The following is a 26,426-nucleotide window of genomic DNA, read 5'->3' as shown; positions in this document are numbered from 1 at the left end:
TCGAGATGGAATCGCAAATCATAGAAATCGACGTCGCCGACTGGCAAGTCGACGCACCGAATCAAGACTGGATCTCCGGCCTCGAAGCCGGCAAGGTACTGTATTTCCCGCACCTTCCGTTCGAACTGCTGCCGGAGGAAAAACCACTGCTCAGACCCGACATTCGCGACCCCAAGGTCCGCAACATCAGCCTTGACGCCAGCGGCCATCTGAAAGGAGCGCTCGGTGACACGGCGACTCAACTGGCACTGGCGCTGATGATCGGACGCTTCCGCGCACAGGCGCAGACGCTGGTGTACTCGCTGTTGCCGAAATATAAAGGCGTGTTGCGTCTGGCGCCGACCAGCTATCGGCCGACCCAGGTCGAGACGCGCGCGCAATCCTGGCGCGCCGATGACCGCCGCTTGCACGTTGACGCCTTTCCTTCGCGTCCCAATTATGGCGAGCGTATCCTGCGCGTATTCAGCAACATCAATCCGGATGGCGTGCCGCGCGTCTGGCGTGTAGGCGAGCCTTTCGAAACTGTGGCGCAGAAATTTTTGCCGCGCACCAAGCCTTATGTTCCCTGGCAAGCCGCCGCCATGAAGGCGCTCCACATCACCAAGTCTTACCGTAGTGAATATGACCATCTCATGCTGCAACTGCATGATGGCATGAAAGGCGACATGGGCTATCAGGAAAGCGCCGGCCAGGTCACCATGCCGTTTGCCGCCGGTTCCGTGTGGGTCTGTTTCTCGGATCAGGCATCGCACGCCGTCATGTCGGGCCAGTACATGCTGGAGCAGACGCTGCACCTGCCGGCGGACAAACAGTACGATCCGTCGTCCAGTCCACTGGCGATCCTGAGCAAGCTGACCGGACGTCAGTTGGTCTGATGCGTCTGCTCTATTCCGCGCTATGGTGGGTGGGCCTGCCGTTCGTACTGCTGCGCCTGTGGCGTCGCGGCCGCAAGGAACCCGGCTATCGGCAGCATATCGGCGAGCGGCTGGGGTTCTACAACCAGTTCAGGCAACGTACGTTGCCGCCATTCTTGTGGGTTCATGCTGTCTCCGTGGGCGAGACGCGGGCGGCGCAACCGTTGATCGATGCGTTGCTGGCAACGTATCCCGGTCATACGATCCTGCTCACACACATGACCGCCACGGGACGTGCGACAGGTCAGCAACTGTTTGCGCATCACGGCGAGCGCGTTGTGCAGAGCTTTTTTCCGTACGACACGAGCTGGATGTGTGCGCGCTTCCTGCGCCATTTCAAACCGAAGATCAGCATCCTGATGGAAACCGAAGTCTGGCCGAACATGGTACGCCAGTGCAGGCGCCATGGCGTGCCTGTGGTGCTGGCCAATGCGCGCTTGTCGGAGCGCTCGCTGCGGCGCGGACAGCGGTTCGGCTCCATCCTGCTGGAAGCCGCTGCCGGCATCGATTGCGTGGCCGCTCAGTCCGAAGCGGATGCAGAGCGGCTACGGTTGTTCGGCGCGCGCAATGTGTATGTAACGGGCAGCATCAAGTTTGATGTCGAGGCCCCGCCTGACATGGTCGCACTGGGAAAGCAATGGCGCACGCAGTTCGGTGAGCGTCCGGTGTTGCTGTGTGCGAGCACGCGAGAAGGCGAAGAGCAGCTCATTCTGGATGCGCTTGTCAAAGAGAGATCAAACAAATTCCTTACCGTGATCGTGCCGCGTCATCCGCAGCGTTTTGACGAGGTCGAAGCAATGATTCGCGAGCAAGGTTTCGTCGTGGAGCGGCGTTCAGCTATGTCGGGTTTGCCGCTGGCCGAGGAGACGCAGATTGTACTGGGTGATTCGATGGGGGAAATGTTCGCCTATTATGCCGCTTGCGATCTTGCATTCATCGGCGGCAGCTTGCTTCCGCTTGGGGGGCAAAATCTTATTGAAGCTTGCTCGCTGGGCAAGCCGGTGTTGATTGGACCGCACACATTCAATTTCCAGACTGTTACCGAAGACGCGATCAAAGCCGGCGCTGCAGCGCGCGTTCAGAATGCGGCGAGCATGCTGCAAACAGCGTTGGATTTATTTGCGGCAGTCGAGCGCCGGGATGTGATGGCGGCGGGCGCGCAAGCATTTGCACATCAGCATCAGGGCGCGACTTTGCGCACTGTCGCTTTGATAAAGCCGTTGCTGGTGTAAGGCAAGAAGGAAAGTCTGACTGAGGCAGATGAAATTCCTGAATAAATAAAAAAGCGGGCCGAAGCCCGCTTTTTTTACGACAGTAAGATCACTCAAACTGACTTACTTGCCGGCAGCCGGCGCAGCCGCCACCGTCGTCTCATTCAACCCGCCGCCCAATGCACGATACAGATCAATCGCATTGTTCAGACGCAACTGACGCGCCTGAATCAAGGATTGCTGTGCTGCGAACAGGTCGCGTTGCGCATCGAGCTGATCCAGCGAAGAGGCGATGCCGTTCTTGTAGCGCAGGTCGGTCAGGTTCAGACGTTCCTGTTGCGCCTTGAGGAAGGCTTCCTGGGCTTCGATCTGCTCGTCCAGCGTGCCGCGCGCCACCAGTGCATCGGCGACTTCGCGGAAGGCCGTCTGGATGGTCTTCTCGTAAGTCACGATCGCCTGGTTCTTGCGTACTTCGGCCAGATCCAGGTTAGCGCTGTTGCGGCCGAAGTCGAAAATCGGCAGGCTCAGTTGCGGGCCGTACGACCAGGCGCCCGAACCGGAGTCAAACAAGCCGCCTAGCGAGCTGCTGGCGCTGCCGAAGGAGCCGGTCAGGCTGATGCGCGGGAAGAACGCAGCGCGGGCGGCGCCGATGTTGGCGTTGGCGGCCAGCAGCTTCTGTTCCGCCGAGCGGATGTCCGGACGGCGGGACAGCAGATCTGACGGCACGCCGGCAGGGATATCGGTGACGATATTTTGCAGCGACAGATCCTGGCCGGCCGGCAGATCCTTGACGTTGGTGCCGACCAGCAGCGTCAGGGCGTTTTCCGCCTGGGCGCGTTGGCGCAGCAGCGTCGCCACCGAGGTGCGGGCGGATTGCACCAGCGTGTCCGACAGGCGCAGGTCGAGCGCCGACGAGGCGCCGACGTCGAAACGTTTCTGCGCCAGGCCGAGGTTGGACTGGCGGCTTTCCAGCGTCTGCTGCGCCAGCTTCAGTTGTTCGGCATAGGAACGTTCGGTCAGATAAGCCTGGGCCACTTGCGACACCAGACTGATTTGTACCGATTGCTTGGCTTCTTCGGTCGACAGGTAGGTCGACAGCGCAGCGTCCTTCAGACTGCGGACGCGGCCGAAGAAATCCAGTTCATAGGCAGGAACTGCCAGGCCGACCTGATAGCTCTTGCTGATCATCGGCGCACCGGTGACCGACTGGCTGGCCGCCAGGCGGGTGCGAGATTCGCTGCCGGTGGCGTTGAGCGTTGGCAGCAAATCGGCTCGGGCGATCTGGTACTGCGCGCGTGCTTCCTCGATGTTCAGGGCCGCAGTGCGCAGGTCGCGGTTGTTTTCCAGTGCCGCAGCGATCAGTGCTTGCAGGCGCTGGTCAGGGAAGAACTGGCGCCAGCCCAGGGTGGCTGCGTCATACGCGGCCTGGCCTTTGGCGTCGGCCGGGTAGGTGCCCTCGACCGGCGCTTGCGGGCGCTGGTAGGTCGGCGCTAGCGTGCAGCCGGACAGAACACCGACCACCAGCAATGCTGCGCTGAGGTGAGTCAGTTTGCCTGTCGAGCGCAGGGTTGAAAACTTAAACATTCTTATCCTCCACATCGATATTGTGATGGGCAGCGTCAGGCTTGCCTTGGCTGCCTTTGAAGATCTTGCGCACGACGACGAAGAAGACCGGAACCAGGAACACGGCTAGCACGGTCGCCGTGATCATCCCGCCCATCACGCCGGTACCGATGGCGCGTTGGCTGGCGGAACCCGCGCCGCTGGCGATAACCAGTGGCAGCACGCCGAGGATGAACGCCAGCGAAGTCATGATGATCGGACGGAACCGCAGGTGAACCGCTTCCAGCGTCGCTTCGATCAGGCCCATGCCTTGTGCTTGCAAGTCTTTGGCGAACTCGATGATCAGAATCGCGTTCTTCGCCGACAGACCCACCACGGCAATCATCCCGACCTTGAAGTACACGTCGTTAGGCATGCCGCGGAGGGTCACGCCCAGCAGTGCGCCGAGAATACCCAGCGGCACCACCAGCATCACAGCCAGCGGGATCGACGTACTTTCGTACAGCGCAGCCAGCACCAGGAACACGGCGATCAGCGACAGTGCATACAGCGCAGGCGCTTGCGAGCCGGAGGTTTTTTCTTCCAGCGACTGGCCGGTCCATTCGAAACCGAAGCCAGGCGGCAGCTTGGCGACGAAGCCTTCCATTTCCGACATCGCTTCACCGGTACTGCGGCCAGGTGCTGCGCCGCCGGCGATCTTCATTGCCGGATAGCCGTTGTAGCGAATCAGCTGCACAGGACCGTTGATCCACTTTGAGGTCGTGAAGGCCGAGAACGGCACCATGGTTCCGCCGCTGTTGCGGGCATACAGGCCGGCCAGATCTTCCGGTTGCAGACGACGCTTGGCATCGGCCTGGACGATCACACGCTGTTGACGACCCTGATTCGGGAAGTCGTTGACGTAAGAGGAACCCAATGCCGTCGACAGCACGCTGTTGATGGTCGAGAACGGCACGCCCAATGCATTGGCCTTGTCGCGGTCGATGTCCAGTTGCAGCTGCGGCGCATCTTCCAGACCTTCGGGGCGGACACCTGCCAGCACCTTGCTCTGCGAAGCCATGCCGAGGATCTGATTACGTGCCTGCACCAGCGCAGCGTGTCCCAGACCGGCGCGGTCCTGCAGACGGAAGGTGAAGCCGGTTGCATTACCCAGTTCAGGGATAGGCGGCGGGTTCAGCGGGAACACGATCGCATCCTTGATCTGCGAGAAGGCGCCGAATGCACGGCCGGCAACAGCATCAGCCGATTGCGTCTTGTCGCGCTCGCCCCAGTCCTTCAGCGGCGTGAACACCAGACCGGCATTCTGGCCGTTACCCGAGAAGCTGAAACCGGCAATCGCCACGACGTGTTCGACTGCAGGTTGCTTGAGGTAGTAGTCTTCAATCGTCTTGATCACTTCCAGCGTACGGCCGGTGCTGGCGCCTGGCGGCAACTGCACGTTGGTGATGATGTAGCCCTGATCTTCGTTCGGCAGGAAAGAAGCTGGCAGGCGTGCATACAGCAAGCCCACGCAGCCAAGGATAAGGGCGTACACAATCATGTAGCGGCCGGCCTTGGTCAGCATCTTGCCGATGAAGCCCTGATAACCGGAAGCAGTCTTGTTGAAGCGGCGATTGAACCAGCCGAAGAAACCGCCCTTTTCGTGATGATGGCCCTTTTCGACCGGCAGCAAAATGGTTGCGCACAATGCCGGTGTCAGCGTGAACGCCATCAGCACGGAGAACACCATCGACGCCACCATCGCCAGCGAGAACTGGCGATAAATCGCGCCAACCGCGCCCCCAAAGAAGGCCATCGGGATGAACACGGCGATCAGCACCAGTGTGATACCGATCAGCGCGCCGGTGATCTGGCCCATCGCCTTGCGGGTTGCTTCCTTGGGCGACAAACCTTCTTCGCTCATGATGCGTTCGACGTTTTCCACCACCACGATCGCATCATCGACCAGGATACCGATCGCCAGCACCATACCGAACATGGTCAGCACGTTGATCGAGAAGCCAAAGACAAACAAAGTCGCAAAGGTGCCCATCAGCGCCACCGGCACCACGATTGTCGGGATGATGGTGTAGCGGATGTTTTGCAGGAACAGGAACATCACCAGGAACACCAGCACAATCGCTTCGATCAGGGTCTTGACCACTTCTTCGATCGAGATCTTGACGAACTTGGAGGTATCGTAAGGGATGGTGTACTTCACGCCGGCCGGGAAGTACTTGGACAGCTCTTCCATCTTCTTGTGCACGGCGGTTGCCGTACCCAGCGCGTTCGCGGTCGGCGACAACTGCACGCCGATGAACGAGCTTGGCTTGCCGTCGAGACGGCCGGAAGTGTCATACGACTGTCCGCCGACTTCGATGCGGGCGACGTCGCGCATGCGCACCGACGAACCGTCTGCGTTAGCGCGCAGGACGATGTTGCCGAACTGTTCCGGGCTGGTCAGCTGGCCGTTCACGACCACGGTCGCAGAAATCTGCTGCGAGGTCGGGCTCGGCAAGGCGCCCAGCGTACCGCCGGCGACCAGCGCATTTTGTGCGGTGATGGCAGCAGTCACGTCGGCAGGCGTCAGATTCAGGCCGATCAGTTTGTTCGGGTCGATCCAGATGCGCATCGCGCGTTCGGTACCGAACAACTGTGCCTGGCCGACGCCGGGAACGCGTTTGACTTCATTGAGGACGTTACGCGACAGATAGTCGCCCAGCGCCACCGGATCAAGTTTGCCGTCGGTCGACGACAAGCCGATGAACAGCAGGAAGTTGCTGCGCGACTTGGTGACTTGCACACCTTGTTGCGTCACCGCCGCCGGCAGACGCGCTTCGACGCGCTTCAGGCGGTTCTGCACGTCCACCGCAGCCAGGTCGGCGTTGGTGTCCGGCGAGAAAGTCACCGTGATTTGCACCTGGCCGTTGGCCTGGCTTTGCGACTCCATGTATTGCAAGCCGTCGGCGCCGTTCATTTCCTGTTCGATCAGGCTGGTCACCGAATCGTCGAGGGTTTGTGCGGTCGCACCGGGATACGTCGCCGTGACCACGATGGTCGGCGGCGCAATGCTCGGATACTGGGAGACGGGCAGGCCGGTAATGGCCAGCGCGCCCGCCAGTATGATGAAGATTGCTAACACCCACGCAAAAACGGGGCGATCAATAAAGAACTTTCCCATCTGACAGCCTCTTAGTTAGCTTTGGTTGCGGCGTCCTGCTTGGCTGGCGCCGGAGCGGCAGCACCTGCGGCCGGAGCCGCTGCCGGTGTTGCCGATGCGTCGCTGACAGGACCCTTCCATGGGACCGGCTTCACCGGTGCGCCCGGCTTGGTCTTCTGGACGCCTTCGACGATCACGCGATCACCGGTTTTCAGGCCCTCGGTCACAACCCAGTTGTTGCCCTGTGCCGCGCCGGTCTTGACCGGACGCACGGCAACCTTGTTGTCTTCGCCGACGACAAACACGGTCGAACCGTTCAGGTCGCGCATGACAGCCTGTTGCGGCACGATGATGGCTTGCTCGTCGATCGCCTGTTCCAGCTTGGCGCGCACGTACATGCCCGGCAGCAGAGTGCGGTTCGGGTTCGGGAATTCCGCACGGATCGTGACGGCGCCGGTTGTCGCATCGACGCTGACGTCAGAGAACAGCAGCTTGCCCGATTGCGGGTAAGTGCGGCCATCTTCGGTCACCAGGGTCACCTTGGCCTTGTCCTTGCCGACGGTCTTCAATTGACCGTTGGACATGGCTTGCTGGAGCTTGAGCAGATCGGTGCTCGATTGCGTCAGGTTGACGTAGATCGGATCGAGTTGCTGCACGACAGCCAGTTGCGTAGCGTCGCCCTGGCCGACCAGTGCGCCTTCGGTCACCAGCGCGCGGCCGATGCGGCCCGAAATCGGCGACGTCACGGTCGCGTATCCCAGGCTCAGACCGGCGGTCTGCACCGCTGCCTTGCCGGCAGCGACGTCTGCTTCCGCTTGTTTTTGCGAGGCGACGGCGTCGTCATATTCCTGTTTGCTGACGGCGTTGACTTCCACCAGCGGCTTGTAGCGCTGTGCCTTCAGCGAGGCTTGTGTCAGCGAGGCCTGGCTCTTTGCCAGCGTGGCTTGCGCGCTGTCGTAGTTGGCTTTGAACGTTGCCGGATCGATGCGATAGAGCACTTCACCAGCCTTGACTTCGCTGCCTTCGCGGAAGGTGCGCTTGAGAATGATGCCAGCGACACGGGCGCGCACTTCGGCGATACGGGTCGCTTCCAGGCGGCCGGGCAGCTCATTGCTGATGGTGATTTGTTCAGGCGCGATGGTGACCACGGAGACTTCGCCAGGCGGCATGCCTGCTCCTGGTTGGGCATTCGGTTTTTGACCGCAGCCTGCAAAGGCGGCCATGACGGCAACGGTCAGGGTGAGGCGCGTGAAACGACTAACTGAGCTCATAAATATCTCGCACGGTAAGTAAAGTTGAAGCTGCTACAGCAGCGGGTGATTCGAATACGGTCACGAATATTGTCAGTAAAGCTGGCAATACAGCAGGTAACACGGGGTACAACAGGATAAAGCAGAAAGAAAAACGAAAGACAGCCGACAAAAGACAGAAACAAGAAGATAACGCAAAAATTGTTGCAGTGCAGAAAAGACAGCGGGTAGGATAAAACTGACAGCAGCTATTGAAATCCGGTGCTATTATACATACATTCTTGTATGTATGTATTGCGTTGATGTATCGTAATATTTCGCACTACGTACAAAAAACAATGCGGAACATGCAGACTTTCGTGAAACAGACTCCTTGTCAAAGGAAATTGCGACGGTTTGTCTTTATTGCACAACGATGGTGCACGGAGATTGTAATGACACCCACTATTCGTCCGGCCGCCTGACCATGGCGCGCTCGACCAAGGAAGAAGCCCTCGAAACCCGTTCGCGCATCCTCGATGCTGCAGAGCAGGTGTTTTACGAACGCGGCGTTTCGCATACCTCGCTGGCCGATGTCGCCAAGGCGGCGGATGTGACGCGCGGCGCCATTTACTGGCACTTCAAAAACAAAAGCGATCTGTTCGACGCCATGTGCGACCGCGTGCGCCTGCCGATGGAAGCGATGATGGAGGAGAACGCCGATGAGCGCGTTGCCGACCCTCTCGGCGAATTCATCAAAGGCGGGGTGTATGTGCTCAAACAAGCCGCCACCGATCCGCGCTGCCGCAAAGTATTCGACATCATCTTCAATAAATGCGAATTTGTCGACAACAACGATCCGATTCTGATGCGTCAGCGCGAATGCCACATGCAGGGTATGTTGCGCATGGAGCAGATTCTCAAGAATGCCATCGCGCGCGGCCAGCTGGATCCCCATCTGAACATCCGCCGCGCCTGCCTGATGGCGCATGCCATGTTCAGCGGTTTGCTGGCGGACTGGTTCTTCGCGCCCGATAGTTTCGATCTTGAAAAAGAGGCGGAGAACCTGCTCACTGCATGCATTCACGCCGTCAAGACGGCGCCCACGCTGAGAAACTAATCACCCGCCATTCACCGGCAGTCTGGCTGCGGCTGCCGGCGTATTTCTTCACGGCGCCGGCGGGCCTAGCAATTGGTTGATCTGCACCAGATCTTCTTCTTTCAAGCTGCCGGCTGCCGACTTCAGCTTCAATCCGTTCATCAGCGTATCGTAGCGCGCCTTGGCCAGATCGCGGCGCGTCGAGAATAGCTGTTGCTGCGCATTCAGCACGTCGATGTTAATGCGCACGCCAACCTGATAGCCGAGCCGGTTCGATTCCAGCGCCGACAGGCTGGAGACCTCGGCGGCCTCATATGCCTTCACCTGTGACAAACCGTTGCTCACGCCCAGATACGCCTGGCGCACGTTAAGCACCGCAGCGCGGCGCGCGTTCTCCAGATCCGAACGCGCCTTGTCGGCCAGCGCGATAGACTCGTCGACCTTGCTGCTGACGCTGAAGCCCGAATAGAGCGGGATATTCCATTGCACGCCGATGGAGTTGGCGTAGCCGCGACCGTTGGTATATGGCGTCAGCTGGCTGTTCTGATTGGTGTAATTGCGGCCGGCGGTCAGATCGACGGTCGGATAGTGGCCGGCGCGGCTGCGTTTGATTTCGCTCTGTGCGATTTCGAGTGAAACCTGCTGGGCGACGACGCCGTAATTCTGTTGTTCTGCGCTGCTGATCCACGGATCGATCAGCGCCGGTTGCGGCATGCTCAGTTGTACGTTCGTGCGCAGCGTCGATAAAGGCGCCGGCGGCTGGCCGATGATTTGCTGCAGTTTGCTGAGCGCGACTTCCAGATCGTTCTGCGCGGCGATTTCCTGTGCGTTGGCGAGATCGTAGCGCGCCTGCGCTTCATTGGTGTCTGTGATGGTTGCGGTGCCGATGTCGAAGTTGCGCTTGGCCGATGCCAATTGCTCAGAGATGGCGATCTTCTGCGCGCGCAAAAAACTGAGCGCATCTTGCGCGCTCAATACGTCGAAATAAGTCTGGCTCACACGCAGGATCAGATCCTGCTGCGCCTGCGCGAATTGCGCTTCGCTGACGGCGACCGACAGCTTGCCTTGCCGATAAGTCTCCCAGTTCGCCATGCGCAGCAACGGCTGCGTCAGTTGCAGCGTGTAGGTGTTGGCCGAATTCTGCATGGTGTCGCCGGACCGCGTGTAACTGCCGTTCACGCCTACGGTCGGCAGGATGGCGGCGCGGCCTTGCGTGATTTTCTCTTCGCCGGCGCGCAGCGAATAACGCGCGCTCTGATAAACCGGATCATTTGCCAGTGCCTGCTGATACACCTGAACCAGATCGGCGGCATGGCCGGGAAAAGCGAGAGCGCCGGATAACGCGGCGGACATGGCGCCGGTCGTCAGGGCTCTGGAAAGGATGGAGGGCATACGCAGGATTTTCACGGGGATAGAGGATAAATAGCCGTTGTTCGGCTATTCAGGCACTTCGCAGTTCCGGGAAAAATCAAAAAACGTCCGGCTTCGAACGAATACGGCGCGCTCAATAGGTCGGCATTGCGGTGTCCACTTGCTGCGCCCAGGCGTGAATGCCGCCGGTCAGATTGGTCACCTTGGAAAAGCCCTGGCGTTCGAGGAAGGCGGCAACTTGCATGCTGCGTGCGCCGTGGTGGCAGATGCACACCACGGGCTGTTCTTCATCCAGTTCGGAAAAGCGGCTGGGAATCGTGTTCATCGGAATCAGCCGGGCTGCTTCGATGCTGCAGGTTTCAAATTCCCACGGCTCGCGCACATCAAGCAGCAATGGTGTCGGACGGTCCGGGTCGGCGATCCAGGCGGCCAGTTCCGGTGCGGTGATGTGCTCCATACAGAATTCCTAGAAAGTGAAGTGAGAGTGTGTGCTGGCTGCGTGCAGCGGTTTTGCCATCAGCTCAAATACATCCACTGTGTCATAGACCTGATCGGACGTACGGGTGATCACTTGCAGCGACATCACCGGTGCTTCGCCGACGATGGCCAGGATACGGCCGCCGACCTTGACCTGCTTCAGGAAAGTATCCGGCAGAAAAGGCAGGCCGCCCGAGATGACGATCACGTCGTATTCGCCTTGCCAGCCTTGTGCACCGTTGCCCAGTTCGACGCTGACGTTGCTCACGCCGTAGGTGGACAGGTTCTTTTCGGCCAATGCTTTCAGATCCGGATCGATTTCAACGGTGGTGACGTGGCGCGCCTTATAAGCCAGCAGCGCCGCCATGTAGCCGGAGCCGGCGCCGATTTCCAGCACTTGCTCGTGTTTCTTGACGTTGGCTTCCTGCAGGATGCGAGCTTCCACCTTCGGCGGCAGCATGGTTTCGCCGCCAGGCAGCGGGATTTCGGTATCGAAAAACGCCAGGCTGCGGTATGCGGCGGGAACGAATTCCTCGCGCTTGACGACGGTCAGCAGGTCCAGGACATCTTGCGCCAGCACATTCCAGGGGCGGATTTGCTGTTCGATCATATTGAAACGGGCTTGTTCGATATTCATGGCAGTAGGCTCGATAACGACGTAAAAGCAGCATTTTATCAAACACGGCAGCAGGGAGACAGCGGCAGACGCTTGCTTTCCGTTGCTTTCCGGGGCGTAGCGCAAGTTTTTTTGCGAGCCGAGGCCGGATTAGTGCTTGCAAAAAGGAAATACTCAGGAAGCCGGCCTGTCTTCTTCGCGTCCATCGTCGGCATGTTCCTGCCCGTCATGGCCGAACCACTTGCGCTTGACCCAGGCGCCGAGGTCGTCGAGATAGGTATAAGCCACCGGCACCACCACCAGCGTCAGGATCGACGAGGTGATGATCCCGCCGATCACGGCCTGACCCATCGGTGCGCGCTGCTCCGAACCTTCCGCAATTCCGAACGCCAGCGGCACCATGCCGAACACCATCGCCAACGTGGTCATCAGGATCGGGCGCAGCCGCACGTGGGCGGCTTCCAGCAAGGCCGCGCTGCGCTCCATGCCTTCCTTGCGCGCCTGATTGGTGAAATCCACCAGCAGGATCGCATTCTTGGTCACCAGTCCCATCAGCATGATGAAGCCGATGATCGAGAACATGTTCAAGGTCGAGCGGAAGAACATCAGCGCCAGGAACACGCCGATCAGCGTCAGCGGCAATGACGACATGATCGCGATCGGCTGCAGGAAGCTGGCGAACTGCGACGCCAGGATCATGTAAATGAACACGATCGCCAGCGCCAGCGCGCCGACGGCGTAGCCGAAGGATTCATTCATGCTCTTGGTCGAGCCGCCGATCTGGTAGCGATAGCCGGGCGGCCAGTTCATCCGTTCCAGCATGGTCTTGATCTCGGCGTTGACCTGTCCGGCCGAGCGGCCGGCAGCGTTGGCCGACAACTCCACTTCGCGGTTGAGGTCGCGCCGGTTGATCTGGTTGGCGCCGACGGTGTTTTTAATATCAGCCACCTGGCGCAAGGGCACCATGCGCGGCGTGCCGTCCGGGTTGGTCAGGGTACTGGCCAGCATCAGGCGCGACAGATCATCGACGGTGTTGCGGTCGGTCGGCGACAGGCGCACGTTGACGTCGTAGTTTTCGTCATCCGGCGCGCGCCAGCTGCTGGCTGCTTCTCCGGCCAGCAAGGGACGCAGCGCATTGCCGATTTCCGCCACGCCGATGCCGAGATCCGAGCCGATGTCGCGTTTGGGCTCGATGGAAATTGTCGGCTTCTGCGCTTTCAGGCTGGAGTCCAGATCCACCACGCCGCGGATGGCGAGCAGCTTTCTCTGCACCTCATCCGACAGCCGCGCCAGCTGATCCAGATCCGGTCCGAGCAGGCTGAAACGCACCTGCTTGTTGTCGCCGCCGACGCCGTCCAGCGTGCCGATGTGCGTCACCGCGATACCGGCAATCTGCGTCAGGCGGTCGCGCAATAGCGGCGCCAGCTGCGAGGTGCTGAGCTGGCGCTGATTGCGCGGCTTGAGGCGGATGAAGACGGTCGCGTAATTCTTGCCCTGCGAGTTGCCGGTATTGACCGTGCTATAGGTGTCGACCACTTCCGGGAACTGGCGCAGCACGGCTTCGACCTGATGCACCTTGCTCTCGGTCAGTTCCAGCGAAGAGCCGACCGGCGTGTAAAAGGTCACGCCGGATTCCGAATAATCGGCTTGCGGCACAAACTCGGAACCGATCAGTCCGGTTGCCGGCAGGGCAAAGCCGGCGATGAATGTCGCCAAGGCCAGCACCAGCGTCAGCACGCGATGCCGCAGCGACCATTTCAACAAACGCTGATAGGTCGCTGACAGCCATTGCACCATGCGATCGAATTGATTCAGCACGCGGCCGATGGTGCGAGCATACCAACCGCGCTTGTAGGTGTCGCCATGTACATCCGGATCCGGCCAGATCGATGACAGCATCGGATCCAGCGTGAAGGATACGAACATCGAAATCAGCACTGCCGCCGTCACCGTCACGCCGAATTGATGGAAGAAGCGTCCGATGATGCCGCCCATGAAGCCCACCGGCAAGAACACCGCGACAATCGAGAAGGTCGTCGCCAGCACCGCCAGGCCGATTTCCGCCGTGCCTTCCAGCGCCGCCATCTTGTGCGTTTTGAACTTGCCGTGCACCTTCATGCCGGCATGGCGCACGATGTTTTCGCGCACCACAATCGCATCGTCGATCAGCAAGCCGACGCATAGCGACAGCGCCATCAGCGTGATCATGTTGATCGTGAAGCCGAACATGTACATGAACAGGAAGGTGCCGATCAGCGCCACCGGCAAGGTCAGTCCGGTGATCACCGTCGAGCGCCAGGAATTGAGGAACAGGAACACGATCAGCACCGTCAGCAGCGCGCCTTCGATCAGTGTGCGGCGCACGTTCTCGACGCCGGTGCGGATCTGGCGCGAGCTGTCCTTGATGATCTGCAGGCGCACGCCGGGATAGAGTTTTTGCAGATTCGGCTCCATGTCCTTGATGGCTTGCTTGAGGCCGTCGGCGACATCGATGGTGTTCTGGCCCTGCGCCTTGAGGATGTCCAGCGCGAGCGTGCGCTGGCCGTTGTAGAGCGCCAGCGTCTCTTGTTCTTCCTGGCCGTCCACCACGGTGGCGATCTGGTTCAGCGTCACCGGCTGGCCGCCGCGGCGCGCCACGATGATGCTTTTAAAGTCTTCCGGATTCTTGACGCGGCCTTGCACCTGCACCACTTTTTCTGCATCCGCCATGCGAATGGCGCCGGTCGGCAACTCCTGGTTTTCGTTCTTCACCGCATTAATGACCTGGTCGACGCCGATGCCCAGCGCTTCCATCTCATTGGGTTTGACGTAGATGTTGACCTGGCGCTTGACGCCGCCGACCAGTGTCACCGAACCGACGCCGCGCACGTTCTCCAGCCGTTTCTTGATGATCTGGTCGGAGATCGTGGTCAGCTCGCGCAGGTTGCGCGGTCTGGCGTTGGCGGCATTCGGATCGTTGGTGACCGAGATCGAAAAGATCGGCTGATCGGCCGGATCGAAACGCGTGATGCGCGGCTGGTCGACTTCCTTGCGGAAGGCCGCCTGCACCAGCGCCACCTTTTCGCGGACGTCCTGCGCGCCTTGCGCCGGATCAACGGTGAGGTCGAATTCGACGATCACTACCGACAAGCCTTCATACGAGTGCGACGTCAGGCTGTTGATACCGTTGATGGTGTTGACCGATTCTTCGATCTTGCGCGTGACGTCGGATTCCACATTTTCAGGCGACGCACCGGGATACGTGGTCTGCACCACCACCACGGGGAAGGTGATATCGGGAAACTGATCGACGCGCAGGCGCTGGTAAGAGAACAAGCCGAGCACCACGAACGCCATCATCATCATGGTGGCGAACACCGGGTTGCCGATACTGATACGGGTGAACCACATGCGCTTATTCCTTTGCCTTGGCCGCCGTCGGGGCCGCCGCCGCTGGTGTCGGCACTGCACCGCCAGTCGCCGAGAAGCGCACCGGCGTGCCGCTGTTCAGGTTGCCGAGGTTGGCCTTGACGATGCGCGCGCCGGTTTGCAGGCCGCTGCTGACTTCAACCGCATTGCCGCGGCTGTCGACGCCGCGCATGCCCAGTACGACGTCGCGCCGGATCAGCTTGCCGTCTTCGATGGCGTAGACATAGGTTTTGTCGCCATCGGTCTGGATCGCCGTCTGCGGCACCGTCATCACGGCGTCGCGCTTGTCCAGCGTCAGGCTGGCGTCGGCAAACATGCCGGCGCGCAGCAAGCCTTGCGGATTTTCGATGCGCACGTACACCATGATCGAGCGCGAGCCGGATTGCGTTGCCGGATTGATGCGCACCACCTTGCCGGCGACTGCTTGCGGCAGGCCTTCCACGGTCACCAGCACTTCCTGTCCGAGTTTTACTTTGAGGATGTCCGCAGTCGGCACCGGCGCTTCCAGTTCCATCTGGCTGAGGTCGACGACGTCGAGCAACTTGTTGTCGATCGATACTTTTTCACCCGGCTCGACGGTGCGGCTGCTGATCATGCCGGTGATCGGCGCCTTGATCACCGTGTCGTTCAAGGCTTTTTGCGCAACGTCGAGTGCGCCGCGCGCGGTGTCGACGTTGGCCTTGGCGATGTCGAACTGGCTGGCGGCGTTGTCGAAGGCATTGCGCGAAATGAAGCCTTTATCCATCAAGGCCTGGTTGTTGTCGCGGGTTTTGGTGGCGATATCGAGCTGGCCGCGCGATGCGACCAGAGAGCCTCTGGCTTGCTCGAGCCTGGCCTGGTATTCGCTGGTATCGATGCGAATCAGTACCTGGCCCGCCTTGACCGCTTCACCGGCGCGCACCAGCACGTCCTTTACTTCACCCGCCACCTTAGCCTTGACCGATACCTGGTTCAGCGCACGCAACGCGCCGGAAAGCGGCAGCACCTGGCGCAGCGGTTCGACGCCGACTTCGATCGTGTCGCTCGGCAGGAATTCGAGCACTTGCGCAGGCTTGGCGACTACCGTTGCGACTGCCGGCGGACGCTTTCTGGTCGCGATGAAAGCGACGGCAATGATCAGAATCAGCAGTCCAATCAGGACCGGGCGGCGTTTCAGGAAGGAAAGAGTCATCAGGGTTTCGTTGGTAAGCCGTTCAGGCGCGGATCGGTGAAATTGTTGTTGCAAGCTTCCGCTCTCGCCACAGCACGGTGCGGAAGAGATCAGGGCGATGCTGCTGGCAATGACGTCGGTATGTTCGGGATATTGTGGAACCGAGGCAGGGCCGGCAATCGGGACCCGGGCGGCAACGCGACGGATGCTTCGCCGGCGGGGCCGCGATTGCCCGCGAGTCAGCAATGTAAGTGGCAATAGTCATGTCGTCAAGAAACCTCGGGAAAGATCCGGCGTAAAGCAGGGTAAATGCGGCTCCTCCGGAATGACAGGTTTTTGCGATAAACCGACAAATGGCAGGATTGAAGGAGGGAAATGCCTCAGCTTCTTGTGTAGAAACGCTGAAAGCCTCTTACAATGGTGGCGTCTGCCATTTGTCTTTCATTATGCTTTTGGCAATTATTCGCGCAAGTTGAACCATCGGACCTGGTAATCGCAGGAGCGCCGCAATGCAAAACATCAGCAACCAATTTTTCGTCAACAACACCGCGGCACCCACTGCTGCGAAGGCGTACGCCAACAATAACGATATCGGTTTCGCCCAGATGATGATTGCCCGCAATACGGGCGTCGACGGACTGGTCAACCCGATGCGTCCCGACGTCAGTCCGGCGCTGACCATGGCGCTGGGTGGACTGGTCGGCGCTTACGGCATCAATGTGCCGCCCAAGCTGCGCATTTTCTCGACCAAAAAAGGCTTCAAGCTGGAAGAGGGCGATGAGCGCAACGGCAAGTTCGAGATGCTGCTCAATGACCATACCGGCGTTTCCGATCTGCTGGCGCAAGCGCAGACTCAGGCGCTTGCTTCACGTGAGACTGCCATGCAGTCGGCCATCGAGACCTTTACGCAAGGCAATTCTTCCGGTTACGACATGAAGGGTTTCCTGACCGAGTTCAGGGAGCAGGAAAAGCCGCGCGCGATCAGTATCGTCTATGACGGCAACAGCACGCAGGTGGAAGAACTGGATGGCAAGAACTGGCGTCCGATCAAGAATGAGTCGGATTTCATGGCTGATCTGGTCAAGGCTTACACCCGCTATTCGCTGACCCAGGCGGCCACTGAAGCACATGAGGCCAAGGGCAAGACCAAGACAAAAAACGCGCTGACATCGCTTCCCATCGGTTAACCAGATGGCCAGAACGCAGAATAAAAAGCCAGGCATTGCCTGGCTTTTTTGTTACTGTCGATCTGGCCGCAGCCAGGTTCAGACCGGATCAACTGCCGAAACTGCTGCTGCCCATCAGCTTGGACAGGCGCGCAGAAATTTCCTGCACGATGTTCTGTACTTCATCGAGGCTGGGATTGATCTTTTTATCGATGCGTTCGATGTAAGGAATATTCAGCGCCGCCAGCATGCGGTCGTTGGCGCCCAGCACCGGATAAGACAAATTCACCACGCCGCGGATCTGACGGCTTTCCATGCGCGAATAACCGCGCTCCTGAGTTTCCGCAATCTGGCGCAGCAATTGCGCGTGATCGATTTCCTGCTCACCATCCATCCTGACGTGCGCCGCCAGCATGCGGCCGCGTTCGGCTTCATCGCGAAACGACAGCAGCACATGGCCCGACGCCGTATCGGTCAGACTCACCAGCGCACCGACCTTGAGGCCGAAGGCCCAGCGTTCCGGGCTGTCCACCTGCGCCACTACGATCACGCGGCCGGCTTCATACACGGTGAGATGGGTCGACTGCATGGTTCTGTTCGCCAGCTCGCGCATGTGCGGCAGCGCAGTGCTTACCAGTGAGCGAATGGGCTGGTGATAATGCGCCAGCTCGAACAATTTCAACGACAGGCGGTATTGATCGTTATCGGCAATCAGATAACCGCGCTGTTCCAGCGTCACCACCATACGGAAGATCTCGTTGACGCTGCGTCCCAGTTGCTTGGAGATCTGGTTAAGCGTCAGCATCTGCTCGGCCTTGCTGAGCAGTTCCAGAATATCCAGCCCCTTATCCAGCGCCGGCGCCGCATAGCGCGTCTTGCCGGGATCCGTGGCGCTATCGTTGGCGGAAATATCTTCCGCAACATCGGTATTCAGGTCCGCGTCGGGCACGATTTTCTTGGTTCTTGGCATGGCTGGCCTGATGGAAGATGACACCGCGCAACCCGACTGGGTTTGCGCAAATTCGAATTATTTCGCATTTTATCTCTGAAACCGACATTCACGATCGATTGCCGGTTTCAAAGAGGAACACTCAAAACATCGAATCTGTTCTTGGGCCGTAGCGAGAGCCCGTCAGCCGGTGCCGACCGGAGCACAGGGCACCGGAGTGTACTCAAGTACACGAGGATCCCGAGCACCGTACGGCATCGGATCACGGGCTCGCAGTAGGCCCAAGGACAGATTTCAGAAGGAGTGGCTGATGCCGGCGTACGCCCCGTTCTGGTTTTGCCCCGGCAACGGATTGTTATTCGTCGCCTCCACCGAGAAATTGGCATTGCTGCTATTGCGCACCGTACCCGCACCCACGTACAGCAAAGTGCGCTTCGACAGCGAATAGTTCGCACCAGCCATGAACAGATTGGCGTTGCCGCCGCCCTTGTTCACATTCACGCGGAACACCGAGCCGATCAGCGTCAGCGCCGGCGTTACCTGATAGTTGGCGCCGATCCAGTAATGATTGGCCTTATCCGATGCCGTCGGTGCAGCGTCCGGTGCGCGCAGGTTTTCATAACCGGCGAACAGCTTGAGTTTGTCGATCGTCAGCGTGCCGCCGAGGATCAGCTCTTTGGAAGTGTCGAACACATCGACAAAGCGGCCATTGGCGTCGCGCACCACGTCATAGATTGCGCGCAGCTCCACCGTCTGATTGGCATAGACCAGCGAGACGCCATCCTTGCGTTTCTTGGTGAGCGAACCGGCCTGTTCGCCAAGGCTGGTTTGCACCGTTGCATTGAAACCGCCCCAGGTCGGGGTCTGGTACTCGATGACGTTGTCGGCGCCTTGCCAGTTGCGTCCGCGCACCAGTGTTGCGGTACCGATGAACTGCTGTCCGGTCGGATCCAGGAACCAGACGTCGTTGTCGATGAACAGGTTCTTGCCCAGCTTGAGGGAACCGGCGCTGCCGGCCAGGCCCACGTAGGAGCGCCGATTGAACAGCGCCGGGCCGTTGGTCGTACCCTTGGTCGCGTCGAAGCCGGATTCCAGCAGGAAGAAGGCGCTTAGTCCCGAACCCAGGTCTTCCGTGCCCTTGAAGCCGATCATGCTGGTGCCCCACTGGTTGCCGGAAGAGCGCCAAAGGCTGCCGCTGCCACCGTTGCCGGTGGCGACGCTGGACTGATAGTCGACGCCTGCATCGACGCGGCCGTAGATGGTGACGCTGCTTTGCGCGTGCGCACTGCTGACAGCAAGTCCGGTAAGCCCGGCAAGTCCGAGCAAGGCGCCGGCGACGGCGCGTGTCATGTTCTTGTTGGTGAAGGTGTTGCGCCCATGGGTGCTACGAGCAGTAGAGTTAGTTGTCTGCATGAGAATCTCCGTAATTATGATTTTGTGATTGCTTGTTCTTACTTGTTCTTTTATCGACACGGGCCCGGAAGTCGGGCGGCCCGCGGTGCAGCGATGTGGCGGTGACGCGGATGTTTGTCATTTCCTCCTGTTAATATTTTTATTTCATTTGTAAAATGAATTTTTAATAGAATGAAATCGCAAAATATTGTTTTCTAACCATCTCTATTTTGATATCCCATAGATATACATTGGTTATCGCTCCAAACTACATGAAAGCAATGTAGTCTTCAGCGACTGGATATTAGCAAAGTAAACTCAAATATAAAATTAAATTTTATTGATGAATTTAAAGCTGCGTGTGATAATCGCTACACAGCAAAAGACACAGCCTTGGCCCGAGCAATCGGCACAAAGGCGAAGCACGACAACAATGGAGACAGGCGCGACAGCCTGAAGAGGTGGCAGGACGGCGGCATCCATGCGGCGCCGGCGAAGTTATCTCTACTTCCGATGTAGTGCAGTGATCCGTAGCCGGTACAACCGATTTCACTCCATTACATTTGACAGCGACGATGACCAAGATCACCTCCATGCGCGTACTGGACGTACGTTTCCCGACTTCCAAGACCCTTGACGGCTCCGATGCCATGAATCCGGATCCGGATTATTCAGCCGCTTACGTCATCCTCGAAACCGACAAGTCCGGCCTGGAAGGCCATGGCCTGACCTTTACCATCGGCCGCGGCAACGAGATCTGCTGCGCCGCTATTCAAGCCATGGAACATCTGGTCGTCGGCCTCGACCTCGACTGGGTCAGCGCAGACATGGGCCGTTTCTGGCGCTACATCACCTCCGACAGCCAGTTGCGCTGGATCGGCCCGGACAAGGGCGCCATCCACCTCGCCACCGGTGCGGTCGTCAACGCCGTCTGGGATCTGTGGGCCAAGGCTGAAGGCAAGCCGCTGTGGAAACTGGTCGCAGATATGTCGCCGGAAGAATTCGTGCGCAGCATCGACTTCCGCTACATCACCGACTGCATCACGCCGGAAGAAGCGCTGGAGCTGCTGCGCGCACAAGCGCCGGGCAAAGCCGAGCGCATTCGCCTGCTGGAGCAGAACGGCTATCCTTGCTATACCACCTCCGCCGGCTGGCTCGGCTACGACGACGCCAAGCTGCGCCGCCTCTGCAAGGAAGCCATCGACGGCGGGTTCAACCACATCAAGCTCAAGGTCGGCCGCGACCTGGCCGACGACAAGCGCCGCGTCACCATCGCGCGCGAAGTCATCGGCCCGGATCGTCACCTGATGATCGACGCCAACCAGGTGTGGGAAGTCGACCAGGCCATCGACTGGGTCAACGAACTGGCCTTCGCCAAGCCGTGGTTCATCGAAGAGCCGACCAGCCCGGACGATGTCGAAGGACATCGCAAGATCCGTGAAGGCATCGGTGCAGTCAAAGTCGCCACCGGCGAGATGTGCCAGAACCGCGTGCTGTTCAAGCAATTCATCATGCGCGGTGCGATCGACGTGGTGCAGATCGATTCCTGCCGTCTCGGCGGCGTCAATGAAATCCTTGCCGTCATGCTGATGGCGGCCAAGTACAAGCTGCCGGTCTGCCCGCATGCCGGCGGCGTCGGCCTGTGCGAATACGTGCAGCATCTGTCGATGATCGACTACATCTGCATCGCCGGCACCACCGAGGGACGCGTGACCGAATACGTCGATCATCTGCACGAGCACTTTATCGATGCCTGCGTGGTCAAAGGAGCGGCTTACATGCCGCCGACCGCACCGGGCTTTTCCATTACGATGAAGCCCGAGTCGCTGGAGCAATATCGCTTTCGTGGCTGATCGGGCAACAAGATAAAAATAAAGACGGAGACAAGACTTGGACTTACATCTGAAAGACAAGGTCGTGATCGTGACCGGCGGCGCCTCCGGCATCGGTGGTGCGATCTCGCTGCAACTGGCGGGCGAGGGCGCGATTCCGGTCGTGTTCGGCAAGAGTCAGCCGAACGACGCATTCAAGGAGCAGTTGCTGAAGCTGCAACCGAGGGCGCGCTTCTTCCTGCTCGACCTGATGGATGAAGAGAAGTGCAAGCAAGCCGTCGCCGACACCGTGCGTGAATTCGGCCGTCTCGACGGCCTGGTCAACAACGCGGGCATCAACGACAACGTCGGCCTCGATGCCGGCCGCGCCGCTTTCATGCAGTCGCTGGAAAAAAATCTTATCCATTACTACGTCATGGCGCACTACTGCGTGCCGCATCTCAAGGCCACGCGCGGCGCCATCGTCAATGTTTCCTCCAAGACCGCGGTCACCGGCCAGGGCAACACCAGCGGCTACTGCGCATCGAAAGGCGCGCAACTCTCGCTCACGCGCGAATGGGCCGCAGCGCTGGCCAACGACGGCGTGCGCGTCAATGCGCTGATCCCGGCGGAAGTGATGACGCCGCTGTACGAAAAATGGATTTCCAGCTTCGACAATCCGCAAGAGAAGCTTGCCGGCATTACCAGCAAGATCCCGCTGGGGAAGCGTTTCACAACCTCGGAAGAAATGGCCGATACCGCCGTCTTCCTGTTGTCGGATCGCGCCGCGCACACTACCGGCCAATGGGTGTTCGTCGATGGCGGCTACACGCATCTCGACCGCGCATTGACCTGAGGGGAAACCGATGCGCTACTGCCTCGCACTCGACCTGAAAGACGACGCGGCCCTGATTGCGCGTTATGAAGAGCATCACCGCAGGATCTGGCCGGAGATTGCCGCACATCTGCACGCCAACGGCGTGACCGGGATGGAGATTTACCGTCTCGGCACGCGCCTGACGATGATCATGGAAACCGATGATGCGGTTTATGACGCGGTAGCCATGGCGCAGGCCATGCAGGACGACCCCAGGGTGCAGGAGTGGGAAGCATTGATGTGGCAGTTCCAGGCGCCGACGCCGTGGACGCCGCAAGGAGAGAAATGGATGCCGATGACGAAGATCTTCGACCTCGGCAATCAGTAAGGCAAGTGAAAGTAAACGTAAGGCAGTACCGAAATACACAATACAGCCAATCAATATAACAAGGCTGGTTTGCATCAACGAGGCAGGTATGCAATCAGAACAAACAGAGACCGCAAACGAATCGGGATGCCTGATCCGCTTGCGTAACGTGACCAAGCGCTTCCCCGGCGTGCTGGCGCTGGATAATTGCCAGCTGGATTTGCTTCCCGGCGAAGTCCACGCGCTCATGGGCGAAAACGGCGCCGGCAAATCGACGTTGATGAAGATTTTGTCCGGCGTGTACCAGAAGGATGAAGGTCAGATCTTCGTCGACGGCAAGGAAGTGGCCATCGATGGTCCGCGTGCGGCGCAAGAGCTCGGCATCGGCATCATCCATCAGGAACTCAACCTGATGAATCATCTCAGCGCCGCGCAGAACATCTTCATCGGCCGCGAGCCGCGCGGACGGTTCGGCGTGTTCCTCGACGAAGAGACGCTCAATCGCCAGACCGCCGACATTTTCGAGCGCATGCGCCTGAAGCTCGACCCGCGCACCAAGGTCGGCGAACTGACCGTCGCCAGGCAGCAAATGGTGGAAATCGCCAAGGCGCTGTCCTTCAATTCGCGCGTCCTGATCATGGACGAGCCGACCGCCGCGCTCAACAACGCCGAGATCGACGAACTGTTCCGCATCATCCGCGACCTGCAGGCGCAGGGCGTCGGTATCGTGTACATCTCGCACAAGATGGACGAGCTGCGCCGTATTTCCAACCGCGTCACTGTCATGCGCGACGGCAAATACATTGCCACGGTCCCTACCGAAGAAACGCCGATCGACACCATCATCGGCATGATGGTCGGTCGTCAACTCGACAGCGCCGGCCCGGTCATCGCCAATGCCGGCGACAACAAGGTGGTGCTGGAGGTCAAGGGACTGACGCGCGGCCATGCGATCCGCGACGTCAGTTTTCAGCTGCGCAAGGGTGAGATTCTCGGCTTCGCAGGCTTGATGGGCGCGGGCCGCACCGAAGTCGCGCGCGCCATCTTCGGCGCCGATCCGCTGGAAGCCGGTGAAATTTTCATCCATGGCGGCAAGGCTGTGATCAAGTCGCCGTCCGATGCCGTTGCACATGGCATCGGCTACCTGTCGGAAGACCGCAAGCATTTCGGCCTGGCCACCGGCCTCGACGTGAAGGCCAACGTCGTCATGTCGAGCATGAACCGTTTCCTGAAAAAGGGCTTGTTCCTCGATCAGGCCGCGATTCGCAGCACTGCGCAAAACTACGTGCGCCAGCTTGCCATCAAGACGCCGTCCATCGATCAGCCTGCGCGTCTGCTGTCCGGCGGAAACCAGCAAAAGATCGTGATCGCCAAGTGGTTGCTGCGCGACTGCGACATCTTGTTCTTCGATGAGCCGACGCGCGGCATCGACATCGGCGCCAAGAGCGAAATCTACAAACTGCTCAACACCCTCGCGGAACAAGGCAAGGCCATCGTGATGATTTCCTCCGAACTGCCTGAAGTACTGCGGATGAGCCACCGCGTGCTGGTCATGTGCGAAGGCCGCATCACCGGCGAACTGAGCGCTGCCGAAGCCTCGCAGGAAAAGATCATGCAACTGGCGACGCAGCGTCCTTCCGCTGTCGCCGCTGCCCCTACACATTGAAGAAGACGACCATGGCAACTACTCCCAATCCTCAAGCAAACCTGACCATGACATCCACACCTGTTTCCGAAGCCGGCGCAGGCAGCCTGCGCGCGAGCCTGTTCCATCCGTCCACGCGGCAAAAACTGCTGGCCTTCGCCAGTCTGCTGGCACTGGTCGTGTTCTTCAGCTTCGCCAACGAGAACTTCCTGCAGGTCGACAATCTGGTCAGCATCCTGCAATCGACCGCCGTCAACGGCGTGCTGGCGATCGCATGTACTTTTGTGATCATTACCGCCGGCATCGACTTGTCGGTCGGCACCATGATGACTTTCTGCGCGGTGATGGCCGGCGTGTTTCTGACCTACTGGGGTTTGCCGATTTACTTCGGCATCTTCGCCGCGATCTTCTTCGGCGCATTGTGCGGCTGGTCGTCCGGTATGCTGATCGCCAAGCTCAAGGTGCCGCCGTTCATCGCTACGCTGGGCATGATGATGCTGTTGAAGGGCCTGTCCCTGGTGATCTCCGGCACCAAGCCGATTTACTTCAACGACACGCCGTCGTTTTCGCAGATCTCGCAGGAGTCGCTGATCGGCGACCTGATTCCGGCGCTGCCGATTCCCAACGCCGTGCTGATCCTGTTCCTGGTCGCCATCGGCGCCGGCATCGTCCTCAACAAGACCGTCTTCGGCCGCTACACCTTCGCGCTCGGCAGCAATGAAGAAGCGCTGCGCCTGTCCGGCGTCAAGGTCGATTTCTGGAAGGTCGTGGTCTACACCGTCAGCGGCGCCATCTGCGGCATCGCCGGTTTGCTGATCGCGTCGCGCCTGAACTCGGCGCAACCGGCGCTGGGCCAGGGTTACGAACTGGACGCGATTGCAGCGGTCGTGATCGGCGGCACCTCGCTGTCGGGCGGTACCGGCACCATCCTCGGCACCATCATCGGCGCATTCATCATGAGCGTGCTGATCAACGGTCTGCGCATCATGTCGGTAGCGCAGGAGTGGCAAACCGTGGTCACCGGCGTGATCATCATTCTGGCGGTCTATATGGACATCCTGCGCCGCCGTCGCCAATAACAAAAAATCACGTAATCCAAGCAAACCAGCACCCCCGCTGTTTTACATCAACCAAGGAGACTTAAAAATGATAAAGAGAAGAGCACTCAACATTGCCATCGGTTTGACTTTCGCCATGGGCCTGGGCAGCGTCGCGCACGCTGAAGACATCTACATCCCGCTGATTTCCAAGGGCTTCCAGCATCAGTTCTGGCAAGCCGTGAAGGCCGGCGCCAACCAGGCGGCGACCGACTACAAGGTCAAAGTCACCTTTGAAGGTCCGGAAACCGAAGCCATGGTCGACAAGCAGATCGACATGCTGTCCGCCGCGCTGGCGAAGAAACCACAAGCACTCGGCTTTGCCGCACTCGACAGTAAAGCTGCGCTGCCGCTGCTGAAGAAGGCGCAAGCCGCCAAGATTCCGGTAGTCGCATTTGACTCCGGCGTGGACAGCGATATTCCCGTCACCACCGCCACTACCGACAACAAGGCTGCCGCTGCACTGGCCGCCGACAAGATGGCGGAACTGATCGGCAAGGAAGGCGAAGTCGCCGTGGTTGCCCACGATCAGACCAGCCGTACCGGCATCGACCGCCGCGACGGTTTTGTCGACCGCATGAAGGCAGCCTATCCGAAGATCAAGATCGTCAGCATCCAGTACGGCGCAGGCGATCAACTGAAGTCGACCGAAGTCACCAAGTCCATCCTGCAGGCCTATCCCAAGCTCAAGGGTGCTTTCGGCACCAATGAAGGTTCGGCCATCGGCGTGCTGAACGGCGCCAAGGAAATGAAGCGCAAGGTCGTCATCGTCGGCTTCGACTCCGGTAAGCAGCAGAAGGATGCGATCCGCGACGGCCAGATGGCCGGTGCGATCACGCAAAATCCTGTCGGCATCGGCTACAAGACCGTCGAAGCAGCAGTGAAGGCGCTCAAGGGCGAGAAGCTGCCGAAGATCATCGACACCGGTTTCTACTGGTACGACAAGAGCAACATCGCCGACCCGAAGATCGCGGCAGTGTTGTACGACTGATCGGCCGCTCAGCT

At 59.5% G+C, this 26,426-nt stretch carries 20 protein-coding genes; 10 read left to right on the top strand and 10 right to left on the bottom strand.

What is annotated here, in order from left to right; genetic code table 11:
• The first annotated feature begins 5 nt into the window (after positions 1–5).
• Together kdoO and waaA are read left to right on the top strand one after the other, a co-directional pair.
• Positions 6–875, top strand: coding sequence for a Kdo hydroxylase KdoO (gene kdoO, locus AC1RN6_RS15060; RefSeq protein WP_493006247.1), 870 nt, complete (start codon positions 6–8; stop codon positions 873–875).
• Positions 875–2,146, top strand: a complete 1,272-nt coding sequence (waaA, locus tag AC1RN6_RS15055) for a lipid IV(A) 3-deoxy-D-manno-octulosonic acid transferase (RefSeq protein ID WP_493006246.1) — start codon at positions 875–877, stop codon at positions 2,144–2,146. The genes kdoO and waaA overlap by 1 nt, the downstream gene beginning before the upstream one ends.
• A 102-nt stretch (positions 2,147–2,248) precedes the next feature.
• Here the strand turns inward: waaA and AC1RN6_RS15050 are convergent, their stop codons facing one another.
• Genes AC1RN6_RS15050 through AC1RN6_RS15040 form a run of 3 tightly spaced genes read right to left on the bottom strand, consistent with a single transcriptional unit; the run spans position 2,249 to position 8,098 of the window.
• Positions 2,249–3,709, bottom strand: a complete 1,461-nt coding sequence (locus AC1RN6_RS15050; protein WP_493006245.1) for an efflux transporter outer membrane subunit — start codon at positions 3,707–3,709, stop codon at positions 2,249–2,251.
• Positions 3,702–6,848 carry an efflux RND transporter permease subunit gene (locus tag AC1RN6_RS15045; protein WP_493006244.1) on the bottom strand — a complete coding sequence of 1,049 codons (3,147 nt, stop codon included), beginning with the start codon at positions 6,846–6,848 and terminating at the stop codon, positions 3,702–3,704. The genes AC1RN6_RS15050 and AC1RN6_RS15045 overlap by 8 nt, the downstream gene beginning before the upstream one ends.
• A gap of 11 nt (positions 6,849–6,859) precedes the next feature.
• Positions 6,860–8,098, bottom strand: coding sequence for an efflux RND transporter periplasmic adaptor subunit (locus tag AC1RN6_RS15040; protein ID WP_493006243.1), 1,239 nt, complete (start codon positions 8,096–8,098; stop codon positions 6,860–6,862).
• Between the two features lie 445 nt (positions 8,099–8,543).
• Here AC1RN6_RS15040 and AC1RN6_RS15035 point away from each other — a divergent pair, with 445 nt between their 5' ends.
• Complete coding sequence (locus AC1RN6_RS15035; protein WP_493006451.1) at positions 8,544–9,176, top strand: TetR family transcriptional regulator; 633 nt, start codon at positions 8,544–8,546, stop codon at positions 9,174–9,176.
• 48 nt (positions 9,177–9,224) lie between these two features.
• On the opposite strand, the gene AC1RN6_RS15030 is transcribed toward AC1RN6_RS15035, so the two are convergent.
• The 5 genes from AC1RN6_RS15030 to AC1RN6_RS15010 all read right to left on the bottom strand — a co-directional run bounded on the left by AC1RN6_RS15030 (position 9,225) and on the right by AC1RN6_RS15010 (position 16,198).
• Entirely contained in the window at positions 9,225–10,547 is a 1,323-nt protein-coding gene (locus AC1RN6_RS15030; RefSeq protein ID WP_493006242.1) for a TolC family outer membrane protein, read from the bottom strand.
• 112 nt (positions 10,548–10,659) lie between these two features.
• Positions 10,660–10,983, bottom strand: a complete 324-nt coding sequence (locus AC1RN6_RS15025) for a rhodanese-like domain-containing protein (RefSeq protein WP_493006241.1) — start codon at positions 10,981–10,983, stop codon at positions 10,660–10,662.
• A 9-nt stretch (positions 10,984–10,992) separates the two neighbouring features.
• The gene (locus AC1RN6_RS15020) at positions 10,993–11,640 is read right to left on the bottom strand and encodes a protein-L-isoaspartate O-methyltransferase family protein (RefSeq protein ID WP_493006240.1); all 648 of its coding nucleotides are present in this window, start codon (positions 11,638–11,640) and stop codon (positions 10,993–10,995) included.
• A gap of 153 nt (positions 11,641–11,793) precedes the next feature.
• Positions 11,794–15,009: an efflux RND transporter permease subunit gene (locus AC1RN6_RS15015; protein WP_493006239.1), complete on the bottom strand. Its 3,216-nt coding sequence runs from the start codon at positions 15,007–15,009 to the stop codon at positions 11,794–11,796.
• 4 nt (positions 15,010–15,013) lie between these two features.
• Complete coding sequence (locus tag AC1RN6_RS15010) at positions 15,014–16,198, bottom strand: efflux RND transporter periplasmic adaptor subunit (protein WP_493006238.1); 1,185 nt, start codon at positions 16,196–16,198, stop codon at positions 15,014–15,016.
• 488 nt (positions 16,199–16,686) lie between these two features.
• On the opposite strand from AC1RN6_RS15010, the gene AC1RN6_RS15005 reads away from it, so the two are divergent.
• Complete coding sequence (locus AC1RN6_RS15005) at positions 16,687–17,364, top strand: hypothetical protein (RefSeq protein WP_493006237.1); 678 nt, start codon at positions 16,687–16,689, stop codon at positions 17,362–17,364.
• 88 nt (positions 17,365–17,452) lie between these two features.
• Here AC1RN6_RS15005 and AC1RN6_RS15000 read toward each other — a convergent pair whose 3' ends face one another.
• Positions 17,453–18,313, bottom strand: coding sequence for an IclR family transcriptional regulator (locus AC1RN6_RS15000; RefSeq protein WP_493006236.1), 861 nt, complete (start codon positions 18,311–18,313; stop codon positions 17,453–17,455).
• Positions 18,314–18,586: 273 nt separating this feature from the next.
• Entirely contained in the window at positions 18,587–19,705 is a 1,119-nt protein-coding gene (locus AC1RN6_RS14995) for a porin (RefSeq protein WP_493006235.1), read from the bottom strand.
• 554 nt (positions 19,706–20,259) lie between these two features.
• On the opposite strand from AC1RN6_RS14995, the gene AC1RN6_RS14990 reads away from it, so the two are divergent.
• The 6 genes from AC1RN6_RS14990 (at position 20,260) to AC1RN6_RS14965 (ending at position 26,412) form a co-directional block, all read left to right on the top strand.
• Positions 20,260–21,537: an L-fuconate dehydratase gene (locus AC1RN6_RS14990; RefSeq protein ID WP_493006234.1), complete on the top strand. Its 1,278-nt coding sequence runs from the start codon at positions 20,260–20,262 to the stop codon at positions 21,535–21,537.
• Positions 21,538–21,574: 37 nt separating this feature from the next.
• Positions 21,575–22,351 (top strand): SDR family oxidoreductase, encoded by a 777-nt coding sequence (locus AC1RN6_RS14985; protein WP_493006233.1) that lies wholly within the window; start codon positions 21,575–21,577, stop codon positions 22,349–22,351.
• Between the two features lie 10 nt (positions 22,352–22,361).
• On the top strand, positions 22,362–22,700 hold the full coding sequence (locus tag AC1RN6_RS14980; RefSeq protein WP_493006232.1) for an L-rhamnose mutarotase: 339 nt from the start codon (positions 22,362–22,364) through the stop codon (positions 22,698–22,700).
• 88 nt (positions 22,701–22,788) lie between these two features.
• Positions 22,789–24,345 carry a sugar ABC transporter ATP-binding protein gene (locus tag AC1RN6_RS14975; RefSeq protein ID WP_493006231.1) on the top strand — a complete coding sequence of 519 codons (1,557 nt, stop codon included), beginning with the start codon at positions 22,789–22,791 and terminating at the stop codon, positions 24,343–24,345.
• 11 nt (positions 24,346–24,356) lie between these two features.
• Positions 24,357–25,403, top strand: coding sequence for an ABC transporter permease (locus AC1RN6_RS14970; RefSeq protein ID WP_493006230.1), 1,047 nt, complete (start codon positions 24,357–24,359; stop codon positions 25,401–25,403).
• A 67-nt stretch (positions 25,404–25,470) separates the two neighbouring features.
• Positions 25,471–26,412 (top strand): ABC transporter substrate-binding protein, encoded by a 942-nt coding sequence (locus tag AC1RN6_RS14965; RefSeq protein WP_493006229.1) that lies wholly within the window; start codon positions 25,471–25,473, stop codon positions 26,410–26,412.
• Positions 26,413–26,426 lie beyond the last annotated feature (14 nt).

Source organism: Herbaspirillum sp. GW822-FHT03A08, assembly GCF_058801885.1.
The sequence above is the reverse complement of the archived record's forward strand: the minus strand, read 5'-3'. Positions and strand labels throughout refer to the sequence as shown.

Excerpts from the sequence above, each read along its gene's own strand:
- AC1RN6_RS15010 (WP_493006238.1), bottom strand. The coding sequence starts at position 16,198 with ATGACTCTTTCCTTCCTGAAACGCCGCCCGGTCCTGATTGGACTGCTG.
- AC1RN6_RS14990 (WP_493006234.1), top strand. The coding sequence starts at position 20,260 with ATGACCAAGATCACCTCCATGCGCGTACTGGACGTACGTTTCCCGACT.
- AC1RN6_RS15040 (WP_493006243.1), bottom strand. The coding sequence starts at position 8,098 with ATGAGCTCAGTTAGTCGTTTCACGCGCCTCACCCTGACCGTTGCCGTC.
- AC1RN6_RS14995 (WP_493006235.1), bottom strand. The coding sequence starts at position 19,705 with ATGCAGACAACTAACTCTACTGCTCGTAGCACCCATGGGCGCAACACC.
- waaA (WP_493006246.1), top strand. The coding sequence starts at position 875 with ATGCGTCTGCTCTATTCCGCGCTATGGTGGGTGGGCCTGCCGTTCGTA.
- AC1RN6_RS14980 (WP_493006232.1), top strand. The coding sequence starts at position 22,362 with ATGCGCTACTGCCTCGCACTCGACCTGAAAGACGACGCGGCCCTGATT.
- AC1RN6_RS15030 (WP_493006242.1), bottom strand. The coding sequence starts at position 10,547 with ATGCCCTCCATCCTTTCCAGAGCCCTGACGACCGGCGCCATGTCCGCC.
- AC1RN6_RS15050 (WP_493006245.1), bottom strand. The coding sequence starts at position 3,709 with ATGTTTAAGTTTTCAACCCTGCGCTCGACAGGCAAACTGACTCACCTC.
- AC1RN6_RS14975 (WP_493006231.1), top strand. The coding sequence starts at position 22,789 with ATGCAATCAGAACAAACAGAGACCGCAAACGAATCGGGATGCCTGATC.
- AC1RN6_RS15035 (WP_493006451.1), top strand. The coding sequence starts at position 8,544 with ATGGCGCGCTCGACCAAGGAAGAAGCCCTCGAAACCCGTTCGCGCATC.
- kdoO (WP_493006247.1), top strand. The coding sequence starts at position 6 with ATGGAATCGCAAATCATAGAAATCGACGTCGCCGACTGGCAAGTCGAC.
- AC1RN6_RS14970 (WP_493006230.1), top strand. The coding sequence starts at position 24,357 with ATGGCAACTACTCCCAATCCTCAAGCAAACCTGACCATGACATCCACA.
- AC1RN6_RS15005 (WP_493006237.1), top strand. The coding sequence starts at position 16,687 with ATGCAAAACATCAGCAACCAATTTTTCGTCAACAACACCGCGGCACCC.
- AC1RN6_RS15025 (WP_493006241.1), bottom strand. The coding sequence starts at position 10,983 with ATGGAGCACATCACCGCACCGGAACTGGCCGCCTGGATCGCCGACCCG.
- AC1RN6_RS15045 (WP_493006244.1), bottom strand. The coding sequence starts at position 6,848 with ATGGGAAAGTTCTTTATTGATCGCCCCGTTTTTGCGTGGGTGTTAGCA.
- AC1RN6_RS15000 (WP_493006236.1), bottom strand. The coding sequence starts at position 18,313 with ATGCCAAGAACCAAGAAAATCGTGCCCGACGCGGACCTGAATACCGAT.
- AC1RN6_RS15020 (WP_493006240.1), bottom strand. The coding sequence starts at position 11,640 with ATGAATATCGAACAAGCCCGTTTCAATATGATCGAACAGCAAATCCGC.
- AC1RN6_RS14965 (WP_493006229.1), top strand. The coding sequence starts at position 25,471 with ATGATAAAGAGAAGAGCACTCAACATTGCCATCGGTTTGACTTTCGCC.
- AC1RN6_RS15015 (WP_493006239.1), bottom strand. The coding sequence starts at position 15,009 with ATGTGGTTCACCCGTATCAGTATCGGCAACCCGGTGTTCGCCACCATG.